This is a genomic window from Pseudomonas fluorescens, from assembly GCF_001648775.1.
Lineage (GTDB): Bacteria > Pseudomonadota > Gammaproteobacteria > Pseudomonadales > Pseudomonadaceae > Aquipseudomonas > Aquipseudomonas fluorescens_M.
On sequence record NZ_LVEJ01000018.1, the window covers coordinates 323546 to 339216 of the forward strand.

The 15671-nt window shown below is 60.0% G+C and carries 12 protein-coding genes and 1 pseudogene; 2 read left to right on the forward strand and 11 right to left on the reverse strand.

Annotated features, from left to right (window positions below):
* Positions 1 to 347 precede the first annotated feature (347 nt).
* From A8O26_RS17640 to arcD (A8O26_RS17665), 6 genes are all read right to left on the reverse strand, one after another.
* Entirely contained in the window at positions 348 to 1856 is a 1509-nt protein-coding gene (locus tag A8O26_RS17640; protein WP_064119118.1) for a sigma-54-dependent transcriptional regulator, read from the reverse strand.
* Between the two features lie 245 nt (positions 1857 to 2101).
* Entirely contained in the window at positions 2102 to 2464 is a 363-nt protein-coding gene (locus A8O26_RS17645; protein WP_064119119.1) for a DUF5064 family protein, read from the reverse strand.
* A gap of 62 nt (positions 2465 to 2526) precedes the next feature.
* Positions 2527 to 3456 (reverse strand): carbamate kinase, encoded by a 930-nt coding sequence (gene arcC / locus A8O26_RS17650; RefSeq protein WP_064119120.1) that lies wholly within the window; start codon positions 3454 to 3456, stop codon positions 2527 to 2529.
* Positions 3457 to 3647: 191 nt separating this feature from the next.
* Entirely contained in the window at positions 3648 to 4658 is a 1011-nt protein-coding gene (locus A8O26_RS17655) for an ornithine carbamoyltransferase (RefSeq protein WP_064119121.1), read from the reverse strand.
* A gap of 69 nt (positions 4659 to 4727) precedes the next feature.
* Positions 4728 to 5984: an arginine deiminase gene (gene arcA, locus A8O26_RS17660; protein WP_064119122.1), complete on the reverse strand. Its 1257-nt coding sequence runs from the start codon at positions 5982 to 5984 to the stop codon at positions 4728 to 4730.
* Between the two features lie 33 nt (positions 5985 to 6017).
* Positions 6018 to 7445 (reverse strand): arginine-ornithine antiporter, encoded by a 1428-nt coding sequence (arcD, locus tag A8O26_RS17665; RefSeq protein WP_064119123.1) that lies wholly within the window; start codon positions 7443 to 7445, stop codon positions 6018 to 6020.
* Positions 7446 to 7883: 438 nt separating this feature from the next.
* Here arcD (A8O26_RS17665) and arcD (A8O26_RS17670) point away from each other — a divergent pair, with 438 nt between their 5' ends.
* The gene (arcD, locus tag A8O26_RS17670) at positions 7884 to 9311 is read left to right on the forward strand and encodes an arginine-ornithine antiporter (protein ID WP_064119124.1); all 1428 of its coding nucleotides are present in this window, start codon (positions 7884 to 7886) and stop codon (positions 9309 to 9311) included.
* Positions 9308 to 10171, forward strand: coding sequence for a DNA-3-methyladenine glycosylase family protein (locus A8O26_RS17675; RefSeq protein WP_064119125.1), 864 nt, complete (start codon positions 9308 to 9310; stop codon positions 10169 to 10171). Before arcD (A8O26_RS17670) ends, A8O26_RS17675 begins: the two co-directional genes overlap by 4 nt.
* Before the next feature lie 339 nt (positions 10172 to 10510).
* Here A8O26_RS17675 and A8O26_RS17680 read toward each other — a convergent pair whose 3' ends face one another.
* The 5 genes and pseudogenes from A8O26_RS17680 to A8O26_RS17695 all read right to left on the reverse strand — a co-directional run bounded on the left by A8O26_RS17680 (position 10511) and on the right by A8O26_RS17695 (position 15566).
* The gene (locus A8O26_RS17680; RefSeq protein ID WP_064119126.1) at positions 10511 to 11860 is read right to left on the reverse strand and encodes a CoA transferase; all 1350 of its coding nucleotides are present in this window, start codon (positions 11858 to 11860) and stop codon (positions 10511 to 10513) included.
* A 190-nt stretch (positions 11861 to 12050) separates the two neighbouring features.
* Positions 12051 to 12806: a methyl-accepting chemotaxis protein gene (locus A8O26_RS30650; protein WP_401242094.1), complete on the reverse strand. Its 756-nt coding sequence runs from the start codon at positions 12804 to 12806 to the stop codon at positions 12051 to 12053.
* A gap of 102 nt (positions 12807 to 12908) precedes the next feature.
* Positions 12909 to 14189: pseudogene (locus tag A8O26_RS30655) on the reverse strand (PDC sensor domain-containing protein); the annotation flags it as partial.
* Positions 14190 to 14379: 190 nt separating this feature from the next.
* Complete coding sequence (locus tag A8O26_RS17690; protein WP_064119128.1) at positions 14380 to 14790, reverse strand: YbaN family protein; 411 nt, start codon at positions 14788 to 14790, stop codon at positions 14380 to 14382.
* Between the two features lie 167 nt (positions 14791 to 14957).
* Positions 14958 to 15566 (reverse strand): biliverdin-producing heme oxygenase, encoded by a 609-nt coding sequence (locus A8O26_RS17695; protein ID WP_064119129.1) that lies wholly within the window; start codon positions 15564 to 15566, stop codon positions 14958 to 14960.
* Between the last annotated feature and the right edge of the window lie 105 nt (positions 15567 to 15671).

Below are 15671 nucleotides of genomic sequence, written 5' to 3' on the forward strand. Positions count from 1 at the left end.
GCAAGAACGCGGCCAACGTTTATTTATCGTTATAAATCAATGATTTGCGTGTATTGGTCGGTTGGTTGGCTGCGACGTGTGTAGCGAAATCGCTACAGGCTGGGGCGGGGATAAAAGCTGAACGGGATCAAAGCCTTGCACAGCGGTGATCGGAGGAGTGTGTAGCGATATCGTTCCGCTGTAGCGCTTTCAGTACAGGTGGAGGTCGTTTTTGAACGGATTTCGAATGCGCCACATAACCCTGTGGGAGCGAGCTTGCTCGCGAAAGCGTACTGTCAGCCCACATGTCTGTGAATGAAACACCGCATTCGCGAGCAAGCTCGCTCCCACAGGGGGCTGCGGTGTGATTAGGCTTTGTTGGGAATGCCGTACTTGCGCAGGCGATGGGCGATGGCCGTGTGCGAAGTTTGCAGACGGCTGGCCAGTTGGCGGGTCGAGGGGTAGCTGACGTAGAGTTTTTCCAGCAGCGTTTTTTCGAAGGACTCGACCGCTTGTTCGAGGCTGTCGACATCGCTGTCTGACTGCCGTGCGACCGAGGTGCCGGCAATGTCGAGATCGCCAATATCCACCAGACTGCTCTCGCAAATGGCCGCCGCGCGGAAGATCACATTCTGCAATTGCCGCACGTTGCCCGGCCAGCGGTTGCCGAGCAGGGCCGGGTAAGTCCCCGGGGCGAGGCGGCAGACCGGGCGCTGGATCTGCGCGCAGGCCTGCTGCATGAAATAGCGCGCCAACAGCAAAATATCCTGGCCGCGTTCACGCAGCGGTGGCACTTCAACGTTGAGCACGTTGAGGCGATAAAACAGGTCTTCGCGGAACAGGCCTTCGCTGACCATTTTTTCCAAATCGCGGTGGGTCGCGCTGAGGATGCGCACATTGACCTTCACTTCACGATCGCCACCGACGCGGCGGAAGCTGCCGTCGTTCAAGAAACGCAGCAGTTTGGCCTGCAAGTACGGCGACATCTCGCCGATCTCATCAAGAAACACCGTGCCCTGGTTGGCCAGTTCCATCAGCCCCGGTTTGCCACCGCGCGCCGCACCGGTGAAGGCGCCGGGGGCGTAGCCGAACAGCTCGCTTTCGGCGAGGTTCTCTGGCAACGCTGCGCAGTTGAGAGCGAGAAACGGTGCGCTGTGTCGCGTGCTGATCGCATGACAGGCGCGGGCAACCAGTTCTTTGCCGGTGCCGGTTTCGCCTTGAATCAACAGCGGCGCATCGAGGGCGGCGACCCTTTGCGCCCGGGCCTTGAGGGTGCGGATCGCCGGGGATTCGCCGAGCAGCGCATCGAAACCTTCGGCATGGTCGTGGTGCAGTGCCGAGAGTTGTTCGCCGATGCGGTTCGGTTGATAGAGCGTCAGCAGGGCGCCGGCGTCAGTGATCGGCGTGGCGTCGAGCAGCAAGGTCTGACCGTTGACGGTGATTTCGCGCAGCGGCAAACGGAAGCCGTGTTCGAGCAAGGTGTCGAGCAGTGCCGGATCGTTGAACAGTTCAGCGACACTTTCACCGGCCGGCTCACGACCGTACAGCGCGATCAACGCCGGGTTGGCCAGCAGCACTTTGCCGGCGCTGTCGAGGGCCAGCACCGGGTCGGTCATCGCCGCCAGCAATGCATCGAGCTGCAAGTGCCGACGCTGGCCGGGGAGGATGTCGACCACGGTCACCGCTTCCACGCCGAGCACGCGAAACAACGCATCTTTCAGTTCTTCGAGCACTTGCGGACTCAAGGTCGGCGCATCGATGTAGACGTTCGGCGGGATCATCTCCACCGCATCCAGATTGAGATTGCGCCCACCGAGGATAGCCAGGACTTCCTGGGTGATGCCGACGCGGTCGATGAAACTGACGTGGATACGCATGGGGCGGTTCAGTGATCTGCAGAGCGGAGGGTGGCAAGTATGCCTTAAATCAAAAGCCCCCTCACCCCAGCCCTCTCCCGGAGGGAGAGGGAGCTGACCGAGTTGTCTGAGGTTTGACATCGACCTGAAAGAACCAGTCGATTATGGATTCGGTGATGCAATATCAGGTCGGCGTAATTCTGAAGCATCCCCCAATCAGCCCCCTCTCCCTCCGGGAGAGGGCTAGGGTGAGGGGCTTTTGAGGTTTACTCGAAATGCTCGGGATTGACCGGATCCCCGGATTGCATATTCAACTTCTGTCGAATGTCTTCAAACATCAAATCGTAATGCTTGTGCACCGAACCGATCTGGCTGTGAGCCTTGGGAATCCCGTACTTCTCGGCGATCCGCGTCACGTCGCGGGCGAAGTTGTACGCCTCTTCCTTGGGCAGGAAAAACGTCTCCTTCATGTCCTTGCCCTGCATGCTGCCGTGCAAAGTGAACTGGATCCCTTTGCCTTTCTGCGGGTCGGTGAACACTTCATAGTCGAGGTGCACGTTGTAACTGACGTCATCCGGCGTCAACGCGTGCCGCTCGATATGCAAATGACCGGGTTCAAACTGGGCCATGGTTTTCTCCTTTCAAGGCATGGGAGAAGGGCAGACCTGGGGCCTGCCCCCGCAGTTTCTAATTATCGGTAAGTGATGCCGGGTTTCGCGGTGGTCACGCGAGTACCGGCAGTGCCCTGGACAATCGCTTCGATGTCCGCCAGCGAGCCGATTACCGCAACTTTTCCAGTATGGCGTGCGAATTCGCAGGCTGCCTGCACCTTCGGTCCCATCGAACCGGCGGCGAAACCGAGGCGTTCGAGTTCATCCGGGTGCGCTTCGGCGATGGCTTTCTGCGTCGGCTTGCCGTAATCGATGAACGCCGCGTTGACGTCCGTGGCGATCACCAGCAGGTCGGCTTCCAGTTGCTCGGCAAGCAGCGACGAGCACAGGTCTTTGTCGATCACCGCCTCAATACCCTTGAGGTTGCGGTTCTCGTCATACATGGTCGGAATCCCGCCACCACCGGCGCAAATCACGATGCTGCCCTTGTCCAGCAGCCACTTGATCGGGCGGATTTCGAAGATGCGTTTTGGCCGTGGACTGGCGACGACACGACGAAATTTGTCGCCGTCCGGAGCAATCGCCCAACCTTTGTCGGCGGCGAGTTTTTCCGCTTCAGCCTTGTCGTAAACCGGGCCGATCGGCTTGGTCGGGTTCTTGAACGCGGGGTCGTTGGCGTCGACTTCAACCTGGGTCAACAGGGTGGCGAACGGTACTTCGAAGTCGAGCAGGTTGCCCAGTTCCTGTTCGATGATGTAGCCGATCATGCCCTCGGTTTCGGCACCGAGCACGTCCAGTGGGTAAGGGGTGACGGAGGTGTAGGCCGCTGCTTGCAGCGACAGCAGGCCGACTTGCGGGCCATTGCCGTGGGCGATGACCAGTTGGTTGCCGGGATGGATTTTGGCGATTTGCTCGGTGGCGATGCGGATGTTGGCGCGCTGATTGTCAGCGGTCATCGGTTCACCACGGCGGAGCAGGGCGTTACCGCCCAGCGCTACGACGATACGCATGGTGCATGTCCTTCTAATCAGAGGAGAGGCAAACAACTCGATCTTCCTGTCGGAACCGGGATCCCTTGTGGGAGCGAGCCTGCTCGCGAAGGCGTCAGATCAGTCGACATCTCTGTTGAATGACCCACCGCTTTCGCTAGCAGGCTAGCTCCCACCTTTGGAACCGGTTCCTTCAGTGGGAGCTATTTCGGTTACAGATCAGCCAGGGTGGAGACCAGAATCGCCTTGATCGTGTGCATGCGGTTTTCCGCTTGCTCGAAGGCGATGCAGGCTGGCGACTCAAACACGTCGTCGGTCACTTCGATGCCGTTTTTCAGGTGCGGATACTGCTCGGCGATTTGTTTGCCGACTTTGGTATCGCTGTTGTGGAATGCCGGCAGGCAGTGCATGAACTTGGTGCGCGGGTTGCCGGTGGCTTTCATCAGCTCGGCGTTGACCTGATACGGCAGCAGTTGCTGGATACGCTCGGCCCAGGCTTCCACCGGTTCGCCCATCGATACCCAAACGTCGGTGTGGATGAAGTCGACGCCTTTGACTGCCGCTTTCGGGTCTTCAGTCAGGGTGATGCGCGCGCCACTTTCTTCGGCGTACTTGTTGCAGCGCTCGACCAGATCGTCATGTGGCCACAGCGCTTTCGGCGCGCAAATGCGCACATCCATGCCCAGTTTGGCGCCGACCAGCAGCAGCGAGTTGCCCATGTTGTTGCGCGCATCGCCGAGGTAGGCGTAGCTGATCTCATGGATCGGCTTGTCGGCGTGTTCACGCATGGTCAGCACGTCGGCGATCATTTGCGTTGGGTGATATTCATCGGTCAGGCCGTTGAACACCGGCACACCGGCGAACTTGGCCAGCTCTTCGACGATTTCCTGTTTGAAGCCACGGTACTCGATAGCGTCGTACATGCGCCCCAGCACGCGGGCGGTGTCTTTCATGCTTTCTTTGTGGCCGATCTGCGACGAGTTCGGGTCGATGTAGGTGACGTTGGCGCCTTGGTCATAGGCGGCCACTTCGAAGGCGCAACGGGTGCGGGTCGAGGTTTTTTCGAAGATCAGGGCGATGTTGTTGCCCTTCAGGTGCTGCTGCTCGGTACCGGTGTATTTCGCGCGTTTCAGATCGCGGGACAGGTCGAGCAGGTAACGCAGCTCACGTGGGGTGTGGTGTTCCAGGCTGAGCAGGTTACGGTTGTGGATGTTGAACGCCATGATGATTCTCCTTGGATTCGGTAATCGGCCCGGCCGCTACGGGGTGGGTGCGGCCGGGGAGATGGTCGTTTAGTAATCGATTGGGTCACGCACGATCGGGCAGGTCATGCAGTGGCCGCCGCCACGGCCACGGCCGAGTTCGCCGGCGCTGATGGTGATGACTTCCACGCCGGCCTTGCGCAGCAGGGTGTTGGTGTAGGTGTTGCGGTCGTAGCCGATGACCACGCCCGGCTCCACGGCCACCACGTTGTTGCCGTCGTCCCACTGCTCGCGCTCGGCGGCGAAGCTGTTGCCGCCGGTTTCCACCACGCGCAGCTTCGGCAGGTTGAGGGCCTTGGCCACGGTGTCGAGGAAGGTGCCTTCTTCGCGGCGGATGTCGATGCCGCCCTGTTTGCTTTCATCAGGGCGCAGGGTGAACGCGACAATCTGATTGACCACCTCAGGGAAAATCGTCACGAGGTCGCGGTCGCAGAAGCTGAACACGGTGTCGAGGTGCATCGCTGCGCGGGATTTCGGCAGGCCGGCGACGATGACTTTTTCCACGGCTTTGTTCTTGAACAGGTTCAGCGCCAATTGGCCAATGGCCTGACGCGATGAACGTTCGCCCATACCGATCAGCACCACGCCGTTGCCGATTGGCATGACGTCGCCACCTTCCAGCGTCGAGCTGCCGTGTTCCTTGTCCGGGTCGCCGTACCAGATTTCGAATTCGGCGTTGGTGAATTGCGGGTGGAATTTGTAGATGGCGGTGGCCAGCAGGGTTTCCTGACGACGCGCCGGCCAGTACATCGGGTTCAGCGTCACGCCGCCGTAGATCCAGCAAGTGGTGTCACGGGTGAACTGGGTGTTCGGCAGCGGCGGCAGAATGAAGCTGGAGTGGCCGAGGAAGTCGCGGAACATCTGGATGGTCTTGCCACCGAAGCTGTCCGGCAGGTCATCGGCGGAGACGCCGCCAATCAGGAATTCGGCGATGTGTCGCGGCTCGAGGCTTTTCAGCCAGGACTTCACTTCGCTGATCAGGCCCAGGCCCACCGAGTCGGCGGTGACCTTGCGCTCGAGAATCCAGTCCAGCGCTTCCGGGATCGCGACGATGTCGGTCAGCAGGTTGTGCATTTCCAGCACGTCGATGCCGCGCTCGCGCATCTTGGTGACGAAGTCGAAATGGTCGCGTTTGGCCTGGGCTACCCACAGCACATCATCGAACAGCAGTTCGTCGCAGTTGTTCGGGGTCAGCCGCTGATGGGCCAGACCTGGGGAGCACACCATGACTTTGCGCAGTTTGCCGGCTTCGGAGTGGACGCCGTACTTAACTTTTTCCGTGGTCATTTCAGATCCTCCAGATAACAAAACAATCAGGGGTTACAGAGTCAGGAAGCCGTCGTAGAGACCGTAGGCAGCCACCAGGGCACCCACGACCACTGCGGCGAAAATCAGCTTCTCGACGTTAGTGAAAATCGGTTGTTTGAGTTCCAGCTTGGCTTTGGCGAACAGGATCGCGCCAGGTGCGTAGAGCAGGGCCGAGAGCAGCAAGTACTTGACCCCGCCGGCATACAGCAGCCACACCGCATAGATCAGCGCGATGCCGCCGATAATCAGATCCTTGCGCCGTTCGGCCGCAAAGCCTTCGTAGCTTTCGCCGCGCACCGCCAGCAGCAGGGCATAGGCCGCCGACCACAGGTACGGCACCAGAATCATCGAAGTGGCGAGGTAGATCAGCGACAGGTAGGTGCTTGCCGAAAACAGCGTGATGACGAGGAAAATCTGCACCATCGCGTTGGTCAGCCACAGGGCGTTGACCGGTACGTGGTTGGCGTTTTCCTTACGCAGGAACTCCGGCATGGTGTGGTCTTTGGCGGCGGCGAACATGATCTCCGCACACAGCAGCACCCACGACAGCAGCGCTCCCAGCAACGAGATGATCAGACCGACGCTGATCAGCACCGCGCCCCAGTGACCGACCACGTGCTCAAGCACGGCGGCCATCGACGGGTTCTGCAGTTTCGCCAGTTCCGGTTGGGTCATGATGCCCAGCGACAGCACGTTGACCAGCACCAGAAACAGCAGCACGGTGATGAAGCCGATCACGGTGGCTTTACCGACGTCCGAGCGTTTTTCGGCGCGGGCGGAGAAGATGCTCGCGCCCTCGATGCCGATGAACACCCACACGGTGACCAGCATCATGTTGCGCACCTGGTTCATCACACTGCCCAGATCCGGATTTTTGATGCCCCAGATGTCGGCGGTGAAGATGTCCAGTTTGAAGGCGAACACCGCGATCAACACGAACAGCAGCAACGGCACGACCTTGGCGACCGTGGTCACGAGGTTGATGAACGCCGCTTCCTTGATCCCGCGCAGCACCAGAAAGTGCACGGCCCACAGCAGCACTGACGCGCCGATCACCGCCGCAACAGTGTTGCCCTCACCGAAAATAGGGAAGAAATAGCCGAGGGTACTGAACAGCAGAACGAAGTAGCCGACGTTGCCCAGCCAGGCACTGATCCAGTAACCCCAGGCGGACGAGAAACCCATGTAGTCGCCGAAACCGGCTTTGGCGTAGGCGTAGACACCGCCGTCCAGGTCAGGCTTGCGATTGGCGAGGGTCTGGAAGACAAAAGCGAGGGTGAGCATGCCGACAGCGGTGATGGCCCATCCGATCAGTACCGCGCCGACGTCGGCGCTGGCGGCCATGTTTTGTGGCAAAGAGAATATCCCGCCACCGATCATTGAGCCGACTACCAATGCAACCAGTGCACCGAGTCGTAGTTTTCCGGGAGCTTCAGACATTGCATGACTCCATTGCAGGAGAGAAGAGATCACAGCGTAGTTCTGTTGTCTGTTCAAACAGCTGACTTAGATCAGTGCATGGTCACATTCCATTGTTAATGAATGACTTAGGCTTCGACTGAAGGCATAAAGCTATTGCCTGCAAGGCCCGTCCTAGAGGCTTTCTGGCTACATTTTTGGGAATGGCTATTATTACTTTCGAATTATCACGCTAGTTCTTTTTCAGCTTTTGGCAAATTTTCCGCCTCTGTTTTCAGTACAGAATTGAATTATCGGGATCAGCGCACAAAACTGTCTTAACGTGCTAGGCGTTAGCGTCATCCGCTATATATAAATGGGCGTTTGTCGGTATTACCTGATAAACGTGATCAAGCTTTATCCGTTTAGTTAATAGTTGTTACAAATAACAACTCACAACGCACTTGAATGGAGATTCAGATGTCGCAACCGACGCAAAAGCTGCGATTAGGCGCGTTGATCGCCCTGGTGGTGGGTTCGATGATTGGCGGGGGGATTTTCTCGTTGCCGCAGAACATGGCGGCGCGCGCCGATGCCGGAGCAATCCTGATCGGTTGGGGCATCACGGCGATCGGCATGCTGACCCTGGCATTCGTCTTTCAGACCCTGGCCAACCGCAAGCCCGAACTGGATTCCGGCGTGTATGCCTACGCCAAGGCCGGGTTTGGCGACTACATGGGGTTTTCCTCGGCGTGGGGTTACTGGATCAGTGCGTGGCTGGGCAACGTCGGTTATTTCGTCCTGCTGTTCAGCACCCTCGGTTATTTCTTTCCGGTGTTCGGCCAGGGCAACACGCCAATCGCCATCGGCTGTGCCTCGGTGCTGCTGTGGGCCGTGCATTTTCTGGTGATGCGCGGGATCAAGGAAGCGGCGCTGATCAATCAGCTGACCACAGTGGCCAAAGTCGTGCCGCTGATCATGTTCATCGTCATCGCCGCCATCGCGTTCAAGGCAGACATTTTTACCCGTGACATATGGGGCACCAGCAACCCGAATTTCGGCGGGGTGATGGATCAGGTGCGCAACATGATGCTGGTCACGGTGTTCGTGTTTATCGGCATCGAAGGCGCCAGTGTGTACTCGGCGCGAGCGGAAAAACGCAGCGACGTCGGCCGCGCCACGGTCATCGGTTTTGTCGGCGTGCTGGCGCTGCTGGTGTTGGTCAACGTGCTGTCGCTGGGGATCATGAGTCAGCCGGAGCTGGCCAATCTGCAGAACCCGTCGCTGGCGGCGGTGCTTGAGCACATTGTCGGGCCGTGGGGGGCGTTGCTGATCAGCATTGGCCTGGCGATTTCACTGCTCGGCGCGTTGCTGTCGTGGGCGTTGCTGTGCGCGGAAATCCTTTTCGCCACGGCCAAGGACAAGACCATGCCGGCGTTCCTGAAAAAGGAAAACAAGAACCATGTGCCGGTCAACGCGTTGTGGCTGACCAACGCGATGATCCAGATTTTCCTGTTGATCACGCTGTTTTCGGCCGGCACTTACACCAGCCTGATCTATTTGGCGTCGTCGATGATTCTGGTGCCGTATCTGTGGTCGGCGGCCTACGCGGTGCTGCTCAGCGGCCGCGGCGAAACCTACGAACACGCCTCGGCCGAGCGCACCAAGGACCTGCTGATCGGTGGCATTGCCCTCGGTTATGCGGTGTGGTTGTTGTATGCCGGCGGGGTGAAGTATTTGCTGTTGTCGGCGTTGCTCTATGCGCCGGGGGTGATCCTGTTTGCCAAGGCCAAACATGAAGCGGGCGAACCGTTGTTCACCCATGTCGAGAAGGGCATTTTCACCTGCGTGATCATCGGCGCGGGGTTGGCAGCGTATGGGTTGTACAGCGGTGTGTTGTCGTTGTGAGGTTGTCGCTGGCGTATGTGCCGCCGTATGACTGGGAGGCGATGTTGGGGTTTCTGGCGGCACGGGCGGTGGTCCGGATGGAGACCGTGGGCGATGGCGTGTATTCGCGCAGCATCGGGTTGAACGGTGTTCACGGCACGGTTTCGGTCTGGCTTGGGACGGCGGATGCGCTGGAGGTCGAGCTGGACTTTCCTGATCCGGCAGCGGTACCCGAGATCGTTTTCAGGTTGCGGCGGATGTTTGATCTGGATGCCGATGTGGCGCTGATGCAAGCGCATCTGGCGAATGATCCGTTGCTGGCGCGGTTGAATGCCGAGCGTCCGGGGTTGCGCATTCCCGGTGCGTGGGACGGGTTGGAGTTGGCGTTTCGCGCGGTGCTTGGGCAGCAGATTACGGTGGCGGCGGCGATTCGTCTTGCGGGGAAACTGGTTGCGCAATATGGCGCGCCGCTGGATTCCTCAGTACCTGGATTGACGCATGTGTTTCCCGAAGCGCCGGTATTGGCAGTGGCAGATCTGGCCGCGTTGGGCATGCCGAAAAGTCGCGCGGGGACGCTGTCGGGCGTGGCGCAGGCGTTGCTGGATGAGCCCTCGTTGTTTGAGCCGAATCGCGAGGGCGGCATGGCGCGGTTGTTGGCGCTGCACGGGATTGGCGAGTGGACGGCGCAGTACATTGCGTTGCGGCAGTTGCGCGATCTGGATGGGTTTCCCCATGGCGATGTCGGGTTGTTGCGGGCATTGGAAGAGTTGGAAGGGGAGCGGCCGACAGCGCGGGGATTGTCCTTGCGCGCTGAGGCCTGGCGGCCTTATCGAGGGTATGCGGCGCAGCTGTTGTGGACGTCCTTGAGCCGTGCTGATTGATAGATCATCGCCCGGCCTTAAATTGCAGCCCTCACCCCAGCCCTCTCCCAGAGGGAGAGGGGGCCGACCGTGGTGTCTTGCGTTGTACATCGACCTGAAATACTGAGTCGATTATGGATTCACAGCCAATCGTTCAAGTCGGTGAATCTCTTCAGTATCCCCGAATCAGTCCTTCTCTCTCTGAGAGAGTGGGCCGACCGAGGTGTTTTGCGCTGTCCATCGACCTGAAACATTGAGTCGATTAGGGATTCACCGATATTCGTTCAAGTCGGTGAATCTCTCGAATATCCCCCAATCAGTCCCCTCTCCCTCTGGGAGAGGGTTAGGGTGAGGGGCTTTTTAAGCCCACTGTGGTTGATGAGAACCCAGTTCTGTGGCCGGCAACGCCCACTGAATCGGTGTGCCGCTGATCTTCACCGGCACCTGTAAGCGATGCGCCGGTCCCCACGGGGTCTGCTCAATCAGCAAACCCTGATCCTGTTCATCCTCGGCGCGCAGTGCTTCGTTTGTGCCGGGCCCATGTTCGATCAGCAAATTCGCGGTCCGCGCCAGCGACAATCGGGCAGAGCTTCCCCGGCCGTTGCGCAAGCGCTCGCTGAGCAACCTGAGCGCACTCGCCGCCATCAAATACCCCGTCGCATGATCCAGCGCCTGCACCGGCAACGGCGTCGGTTTATCGACCTGCTGCCAGCGCTGCCCGGCCTCGGCGATGCCGCTGCTCATCTGCACCAGACTGTCGAAGCCGCGGCGGTTCTGCCAAGGGCCGCTCCAGCCGTAGGCGTTGAGGCACACGTCGATCAGCCCCGGCGCCAATTGCTGGCGGCGTTCGCTGCCGAAACCGAGATTTTCCAGCGCATCGGCGCGGTAGCCGTGCAGCAGAATGTCAGCGTCCTTCAATAGATGTTCGAACACCGCGCGATCCGCCGGCTCCTGTAGATCCAGCCGCGCGCAGCGTTTGCCTAGAGTCATTTCCGGCACCACACCGGGCTCGTTCCAGGTCGGTGGATCGATGCGCAAAACGTCAGCCCCGAGCCCGGCGAGGAAACGGCTGGCGGTGGGACCGGCGAGCACGCGGGTCAGATCCAATACTTTGATTGCGGCCAATGGTCGCTCGACTGAGCCTTGCCACGGTTGCGCGTTTTCATCCGGCGAATCGAGGAAGTGCACCAGTTGCTCGGCATTCACCGCCAACCCCTGTGGATGTTGCTGCCACTGTGCCCAACTGCGCATCTCGGCGGCGCAGCCCTTGGCCTCGACCACTGCTTGCTCCAGATCCGTGCTGGTCCATTGCGCGACTTTCGCCGCCATCGCGGCGCGGTCAGCGCAGGCACCGAGCACGCGTTCAGCAGCGGCGCGATGGTGCGGGGCATTGGTGTGCAGGCGGATCCAGCCGTCCTCGGTGGCGTAGTCGCCGGCGACCGGATCCCACAGCGGTGGCACTTGCCAGCCCAGCGGACGTAGCGAGTTGGAGAACCAGAACGAAGCCAGACGCCGATCCACTTCAACCGCAGGCAGGTGACCGGTCTGTTGCCGGATAAACTCGCTGGCGGCCTGACCGGCAGCGGCCATGCTGGCGCAGGCAAGGTCGGTGACGGCGAACGCCGAGGGCAGTGCGCCACGGTCAGTGAACGGGATCGGCGTGTGCGGCAAGCCGAGTGCGGCTTGAATGGACGTGAGTAAATCAGTCATCGAAGGCCCTCCGGAGCGAGAGGGCGATGATAGTGCAAAAGAATGTCGGGTCAGATGAAATCCCGCAGGTGAACACTTACCCCTGTGGGAGCGAGCCTGCTCGCGAAAGCGGTGGATCAGTCACATTAATGTTGAATGTGCTGCCGTCTTCGCGAGCAGGCTCGCTCCCACAGGGATTTTTGCAGGTTTGCTAGACGCGGAACTGATCCATCAACTTCATCTGCTGACTGGCCAAAGCATTGAGCTGGCTGCTGATCGCTGCCGACTCAGTGGCTTGCCCGGTCAAGGTTTCGGTCACGGTACGAATCGCCGAGACGTTGCGATTCACTTCTTCAGCCACCGCACTCTGCTGTTCCGCCGCGCTGGCAATCTGCAGGTTCATGTCGCTGATCACCGTCACCGCGTCGCTGATCTTGCCCAGCGCATCCACCGCTTGGCGAATCTGCCCGGCGTTGTTGTGCGCCTGGGTCTGGCTCGAATGCATGGTCGCGACCACCCCACGGGTGCCAGTTTGAATGCGCTCGATCACGACGCGAATTTCTTCCACCGAGTCCTGCGTGCGCTTGGCGAGGTTGCGCACTTCGTCGGCAACCACGGCAAAACCACGGCCGCTCTCACCGGCGCGGGCCGCTTCAATCGCCGCGTTGAGGGCCAGCAGGTTGGTCTGTTCGGCGATGCTGCGGATCACTTCCAGCACCGAGCCGATCTGCTCGCTGTTGACTGCCAGCGCTTCGACTTCAGTCACCGCTTTGCTGACTTCATCGGCCAGTTGATTGATGTCGCGGGTGCTGCGCTCGATGATCGACATGCCGTCCTTGGCCGATTGATCGGCACCTTTTGCAGCATTGGCCGCGTTCGACGCGCTGTTGGCGACATCGTGGGCGGTGGCGCTCATTTCGTTGGAGGCGGTGGCCACCTGGTCGATCTCGCGGAACTGCACCTGCATGCCTTCGCTGGTCTGGCGGGCAATCTCCGAAGACTGGTCGGCGGTGCCGCGCGCTTCGGTGATGCTCTGTTTGATCTGCGCGATGGTCGGTTGCAGCTTGTCGAGGAAGCGGTTGAACCAGTTGACCAGTTCGCCCAGTTCATCCTGTTTGCTGTAGTTCAGGCGTTGGGTCAGGTCGCCTTCACCGCTGGCGATATTTTTCAGCATCTCGGCGACGCTGTTGATCGGACGGGTGACGCCGGACGCGGTCAGCCAGATCAGCAACAGGCCAACCAGACCGGCAACCACGGCGACCAGCAGCGCGGTGAGCACGCCGGTTTCCTGAGCATCATCGAGGACCGCTTGCAGCTTGACCGAGTCGGCCAGCAGCACTTGTTTCGGCAGATCGATGACCACGCCCCAGGCGCGCGAGTTGCCGATCGGGTCGACCGGGTAAACGGCGCGAATCAAGTCGCCCTGTTCGAGAATCTTCGGTGTGCCTGAGCTCAGCAGTTGCAGTACATCCTGGCCATCGGCGCCGAGGGTGTCGCTGATCTTTTTGCCGACCTTGTTGGCGTCAGAACTGTCGGCACCGAGCACGCCGCTGCCGGAGACGATCAGCATGTGCCCGGCGTTGTTGAACAGGTTGCGCTGGGAATCCACGGCCGCTGCTTGCAGGGCGTCGAGAGCAATATCGATACCAACCACGCCGATGGCTTTACCGTCGACGATCAGCGGCACGGAAATGGTCGTCATGAGCATTTCCTTGCCGCCGACGGTGTCGGCATACGGGTCGAGCAGGCAGGTGCGCTTGTTGTCGCGAGGGCAGGTGTACCAACTGTTGTAGGGCGTGCCGCTGACGCTGAGGGTGGTTTTGGTCAGGTCTTCTTCGACCATGATCGTGTTCAGCGAGGCGCCGGCGGCGCGGCTCCAATAGGTGGCGAAACGTCCGGCTTCGTTGGACTGGCGCGCGGCATCGTTGGCGAATTCGCTGTCCTTGCCGTCGAGAGCGTTCGGCTCGAAAGCGAGCCAGATACCGAGCACTTTGTCGTTGCGCTCGAACGCGGTTTTAAGGCTCAGGTTCAACTCTTCGCGCAAGGCGCCGGCGTCCAGCGAACGCTTGGCGGCCATCACCCGCATGTCCTTGATCTGGTCGGCCAGGGCGGTGATCACCGTCAGGCTTTCGCCGAAGGTTTTCTGCACCCGCACCGCTTGTTCGGCGGCTTTGGCTTGCAGCAGGTTCTGCACGCTGGCAGTGAGCAGCTTGTTGCTGGAGTCACTGACCAGTTCGTCGTTCTGGTTGGTCTGGTAAATGTTCATGCCGACGATCAGCGCAACCACACCGAGCAGGCACAGACCGGAGAGCAGGACGATTTTCAGGCGAATGGACAGAGAGTCGAACATGGGGCGATCTCGCGAATGAATAAACGGGTGGCAGGCGGATATGAACTATCCGGTTCGCCAAATCCATTCAGCGCCATTCAATGCTCATCGGCGCGAGGCGAGAGGGCATGAGGCGCGTGCCGACGGACGGTCACCGCTAAACGTTTGCGCAGGAGAATGTGCTGAAAAAGCGAATAATTACAGGGATGTTTCAGTGCGAAGACGGGTCAGTGCAGACCCGGATGGATTCCGGGCGCGACCAGATCCACAAATTGCCCAGGCTCATGCCGGCAATCGCCAGGTAAACCGGCCAGCCGTGGTCGAGCATCACCAGCATCAACGTCGCGCAAAGCAACATGCTCACCGTCGCGCTGACTTTGGCCTTGCGCGCGATGATCTTGCCGTTGCGCCAGTTGCTGAGGATCGGCCCGAACAGCCGATGGTTTTCCAGCCAGGCACTCAGGCGCGGCGAGCTGCGAGTCGCGGCCCAGGCGGCGAGGAGGATGAACTCGGTGGTCGGCAGGCCGGGCACGACGATGGCGATCAGGCCAATGCCGAGGCTGACGTAGGCCAGCAGGCCGAACAGCACACGGGCGAGTTTCGAGGAGGCGGGTTGCGGCATGGGCTCGGGATTGCTGTAAGGCGAGATGGGGATTCTACAGACTTGCGCTGTTCCCATGTGGGAGCGAGCCTGCTCGCGAAAGCGGTATGTCAGTCACATCTGTGTTGAATGTGCCGCCGTCTTCGCGAGCAAGCTCGCTCCCACAGGGTTTTGTGGTGTGTCGGGAATCAGGCCGGTTCAGCTTCAGTGGCGTAAGCCTGTTCCAGCAACACGGTGAAGCGGTTGAACGCGTCGATCGCGCCTTGCTCCACTTCGGCTTCTTCTTCAGCAGTGAATTGCAGCGAATCGAGGGTGCGCACAAAGCTCTTCCAGCCTTCGGCACGGCCACCTTCAGGCTCACCGAGGTGACGGGCGCCAAAGGTTTCGCTCAGCTCCAGCGCCACGGCACGTTTGATCAGGAATGCCGCACCGAGCTTCGAACCTTCGGAGACAAAGATCCAGCCCAGTGCGCGAGCCTTGCTCGGGTTTTTCACCGCGCCTGCGACCGGCGCCGGCACTTCGGTGTCGAGGTCGGCGAGGTCAGCCTTGGCCGCTTCAGCGCGGCAACGGGCCGGCAGATCCGGCACGATGGCGGTCAGTTCGGCATCGTTGTACAGGTCGACCAGTTCCGACTGGAACAGGTACTGCGCGACGACAAAACGGGCGAAGTTGGCGCGGGTCTCGAACGGCGCGTGAGCCTTCACCAGCGCATCGAGCTTGGTGTGCGGCTCGTTGGTGATCTGGTTCAAGCGTTGCGAACGCAGGGCAGGACGTTGTTCGGTGTCTTGAGCGGTCATGGGAAATCCTTGAGAAAAAGAAGCGCTTGCTAACGAGACGAACAAGAAGACGTGCAAGCGTAAAAAAACCTCACTGCACGCCACATGAATACGTGCAGTGAGGTC

Bases quoted from the DNA above. Each gene is read 5' to 3' on its own strand.
- A8O26_RS17640 (WP_064119118.1), bottom strand. From the start codon at position 1,856: ATGCGTATCCACGTCAGTTTCATCGACCGCGTCGGCATCACCCAGGAA.
- arcC (WP_064119120.1), bottom strand. From the start codon at position 3,456: ATGCGTATCGTCGTAGCGCTGGGCGGTAACGCCCTGCTCCGCCGTGGT.
- A8O26_RS30650 (WP_401242094.1), bottom strand. From the start codon at position 12,806: ATGCAGGTGCAGTTCCGCGAGATCGACCAGGTGGCCACCGCCTCCAAC.
- A8O26_RS17690 (WP_064119128.1), bottom strand. From the start codon at position 14,790: ATGCCGCAACCCGCCTCCTCGAAACTCGCCCGTGTGCTGTTCGGCCTG.
- arcD (WP_064119123.1), bottom strand. From the start codon at position 7,445: ATGTCTGAAGCTCCCGGAAAACTACGACTCGGTGCACTGGTTGCATTG.
- A8O26_RS17695 (WP_064119129.1), bottom strand. From the start codon at position 15,566: ATGACCGCTCAAGACACCGAACAACGTCCTGCCCTGCGTTCGCAACGC.
- arcD (WP_064119124.1), top strand. From the start codon at position 7,884: ATGTCGCAACCGACGCAAAAGCTGCGATTAGGCGCGTTGATCGCCCTG.
- A8O26_RS17680 (WP_064119126.1), bottom strand. From the start codon at position 11,860: ATGACTGATTTACTCACGTCCATTCAAGCCGCACTCGGCTTGCCGCAC.
- A8O26_RS17655 (WP_064119121.1), bottom strand. From the start codon at position 4,658: ATGGCGTTCAACATCCACAACCGTAACCTGCTCAGCCTGGAACACCAC.
- A8O26_RS17645 (WP_064119119.1), bottom strand. From the start codon at position 2,464: ATGGCCCAGTTTGAACCCGGTCATTTGCATATCGAGCGGCACGCGTTG.
- arcA (WP_064119122.1), bottom strand. From the start codon at position 5,984: ATGACCACGGAAAAAGTTAAGTACGGCGTCCACTCCGAAGCCGGCAAA.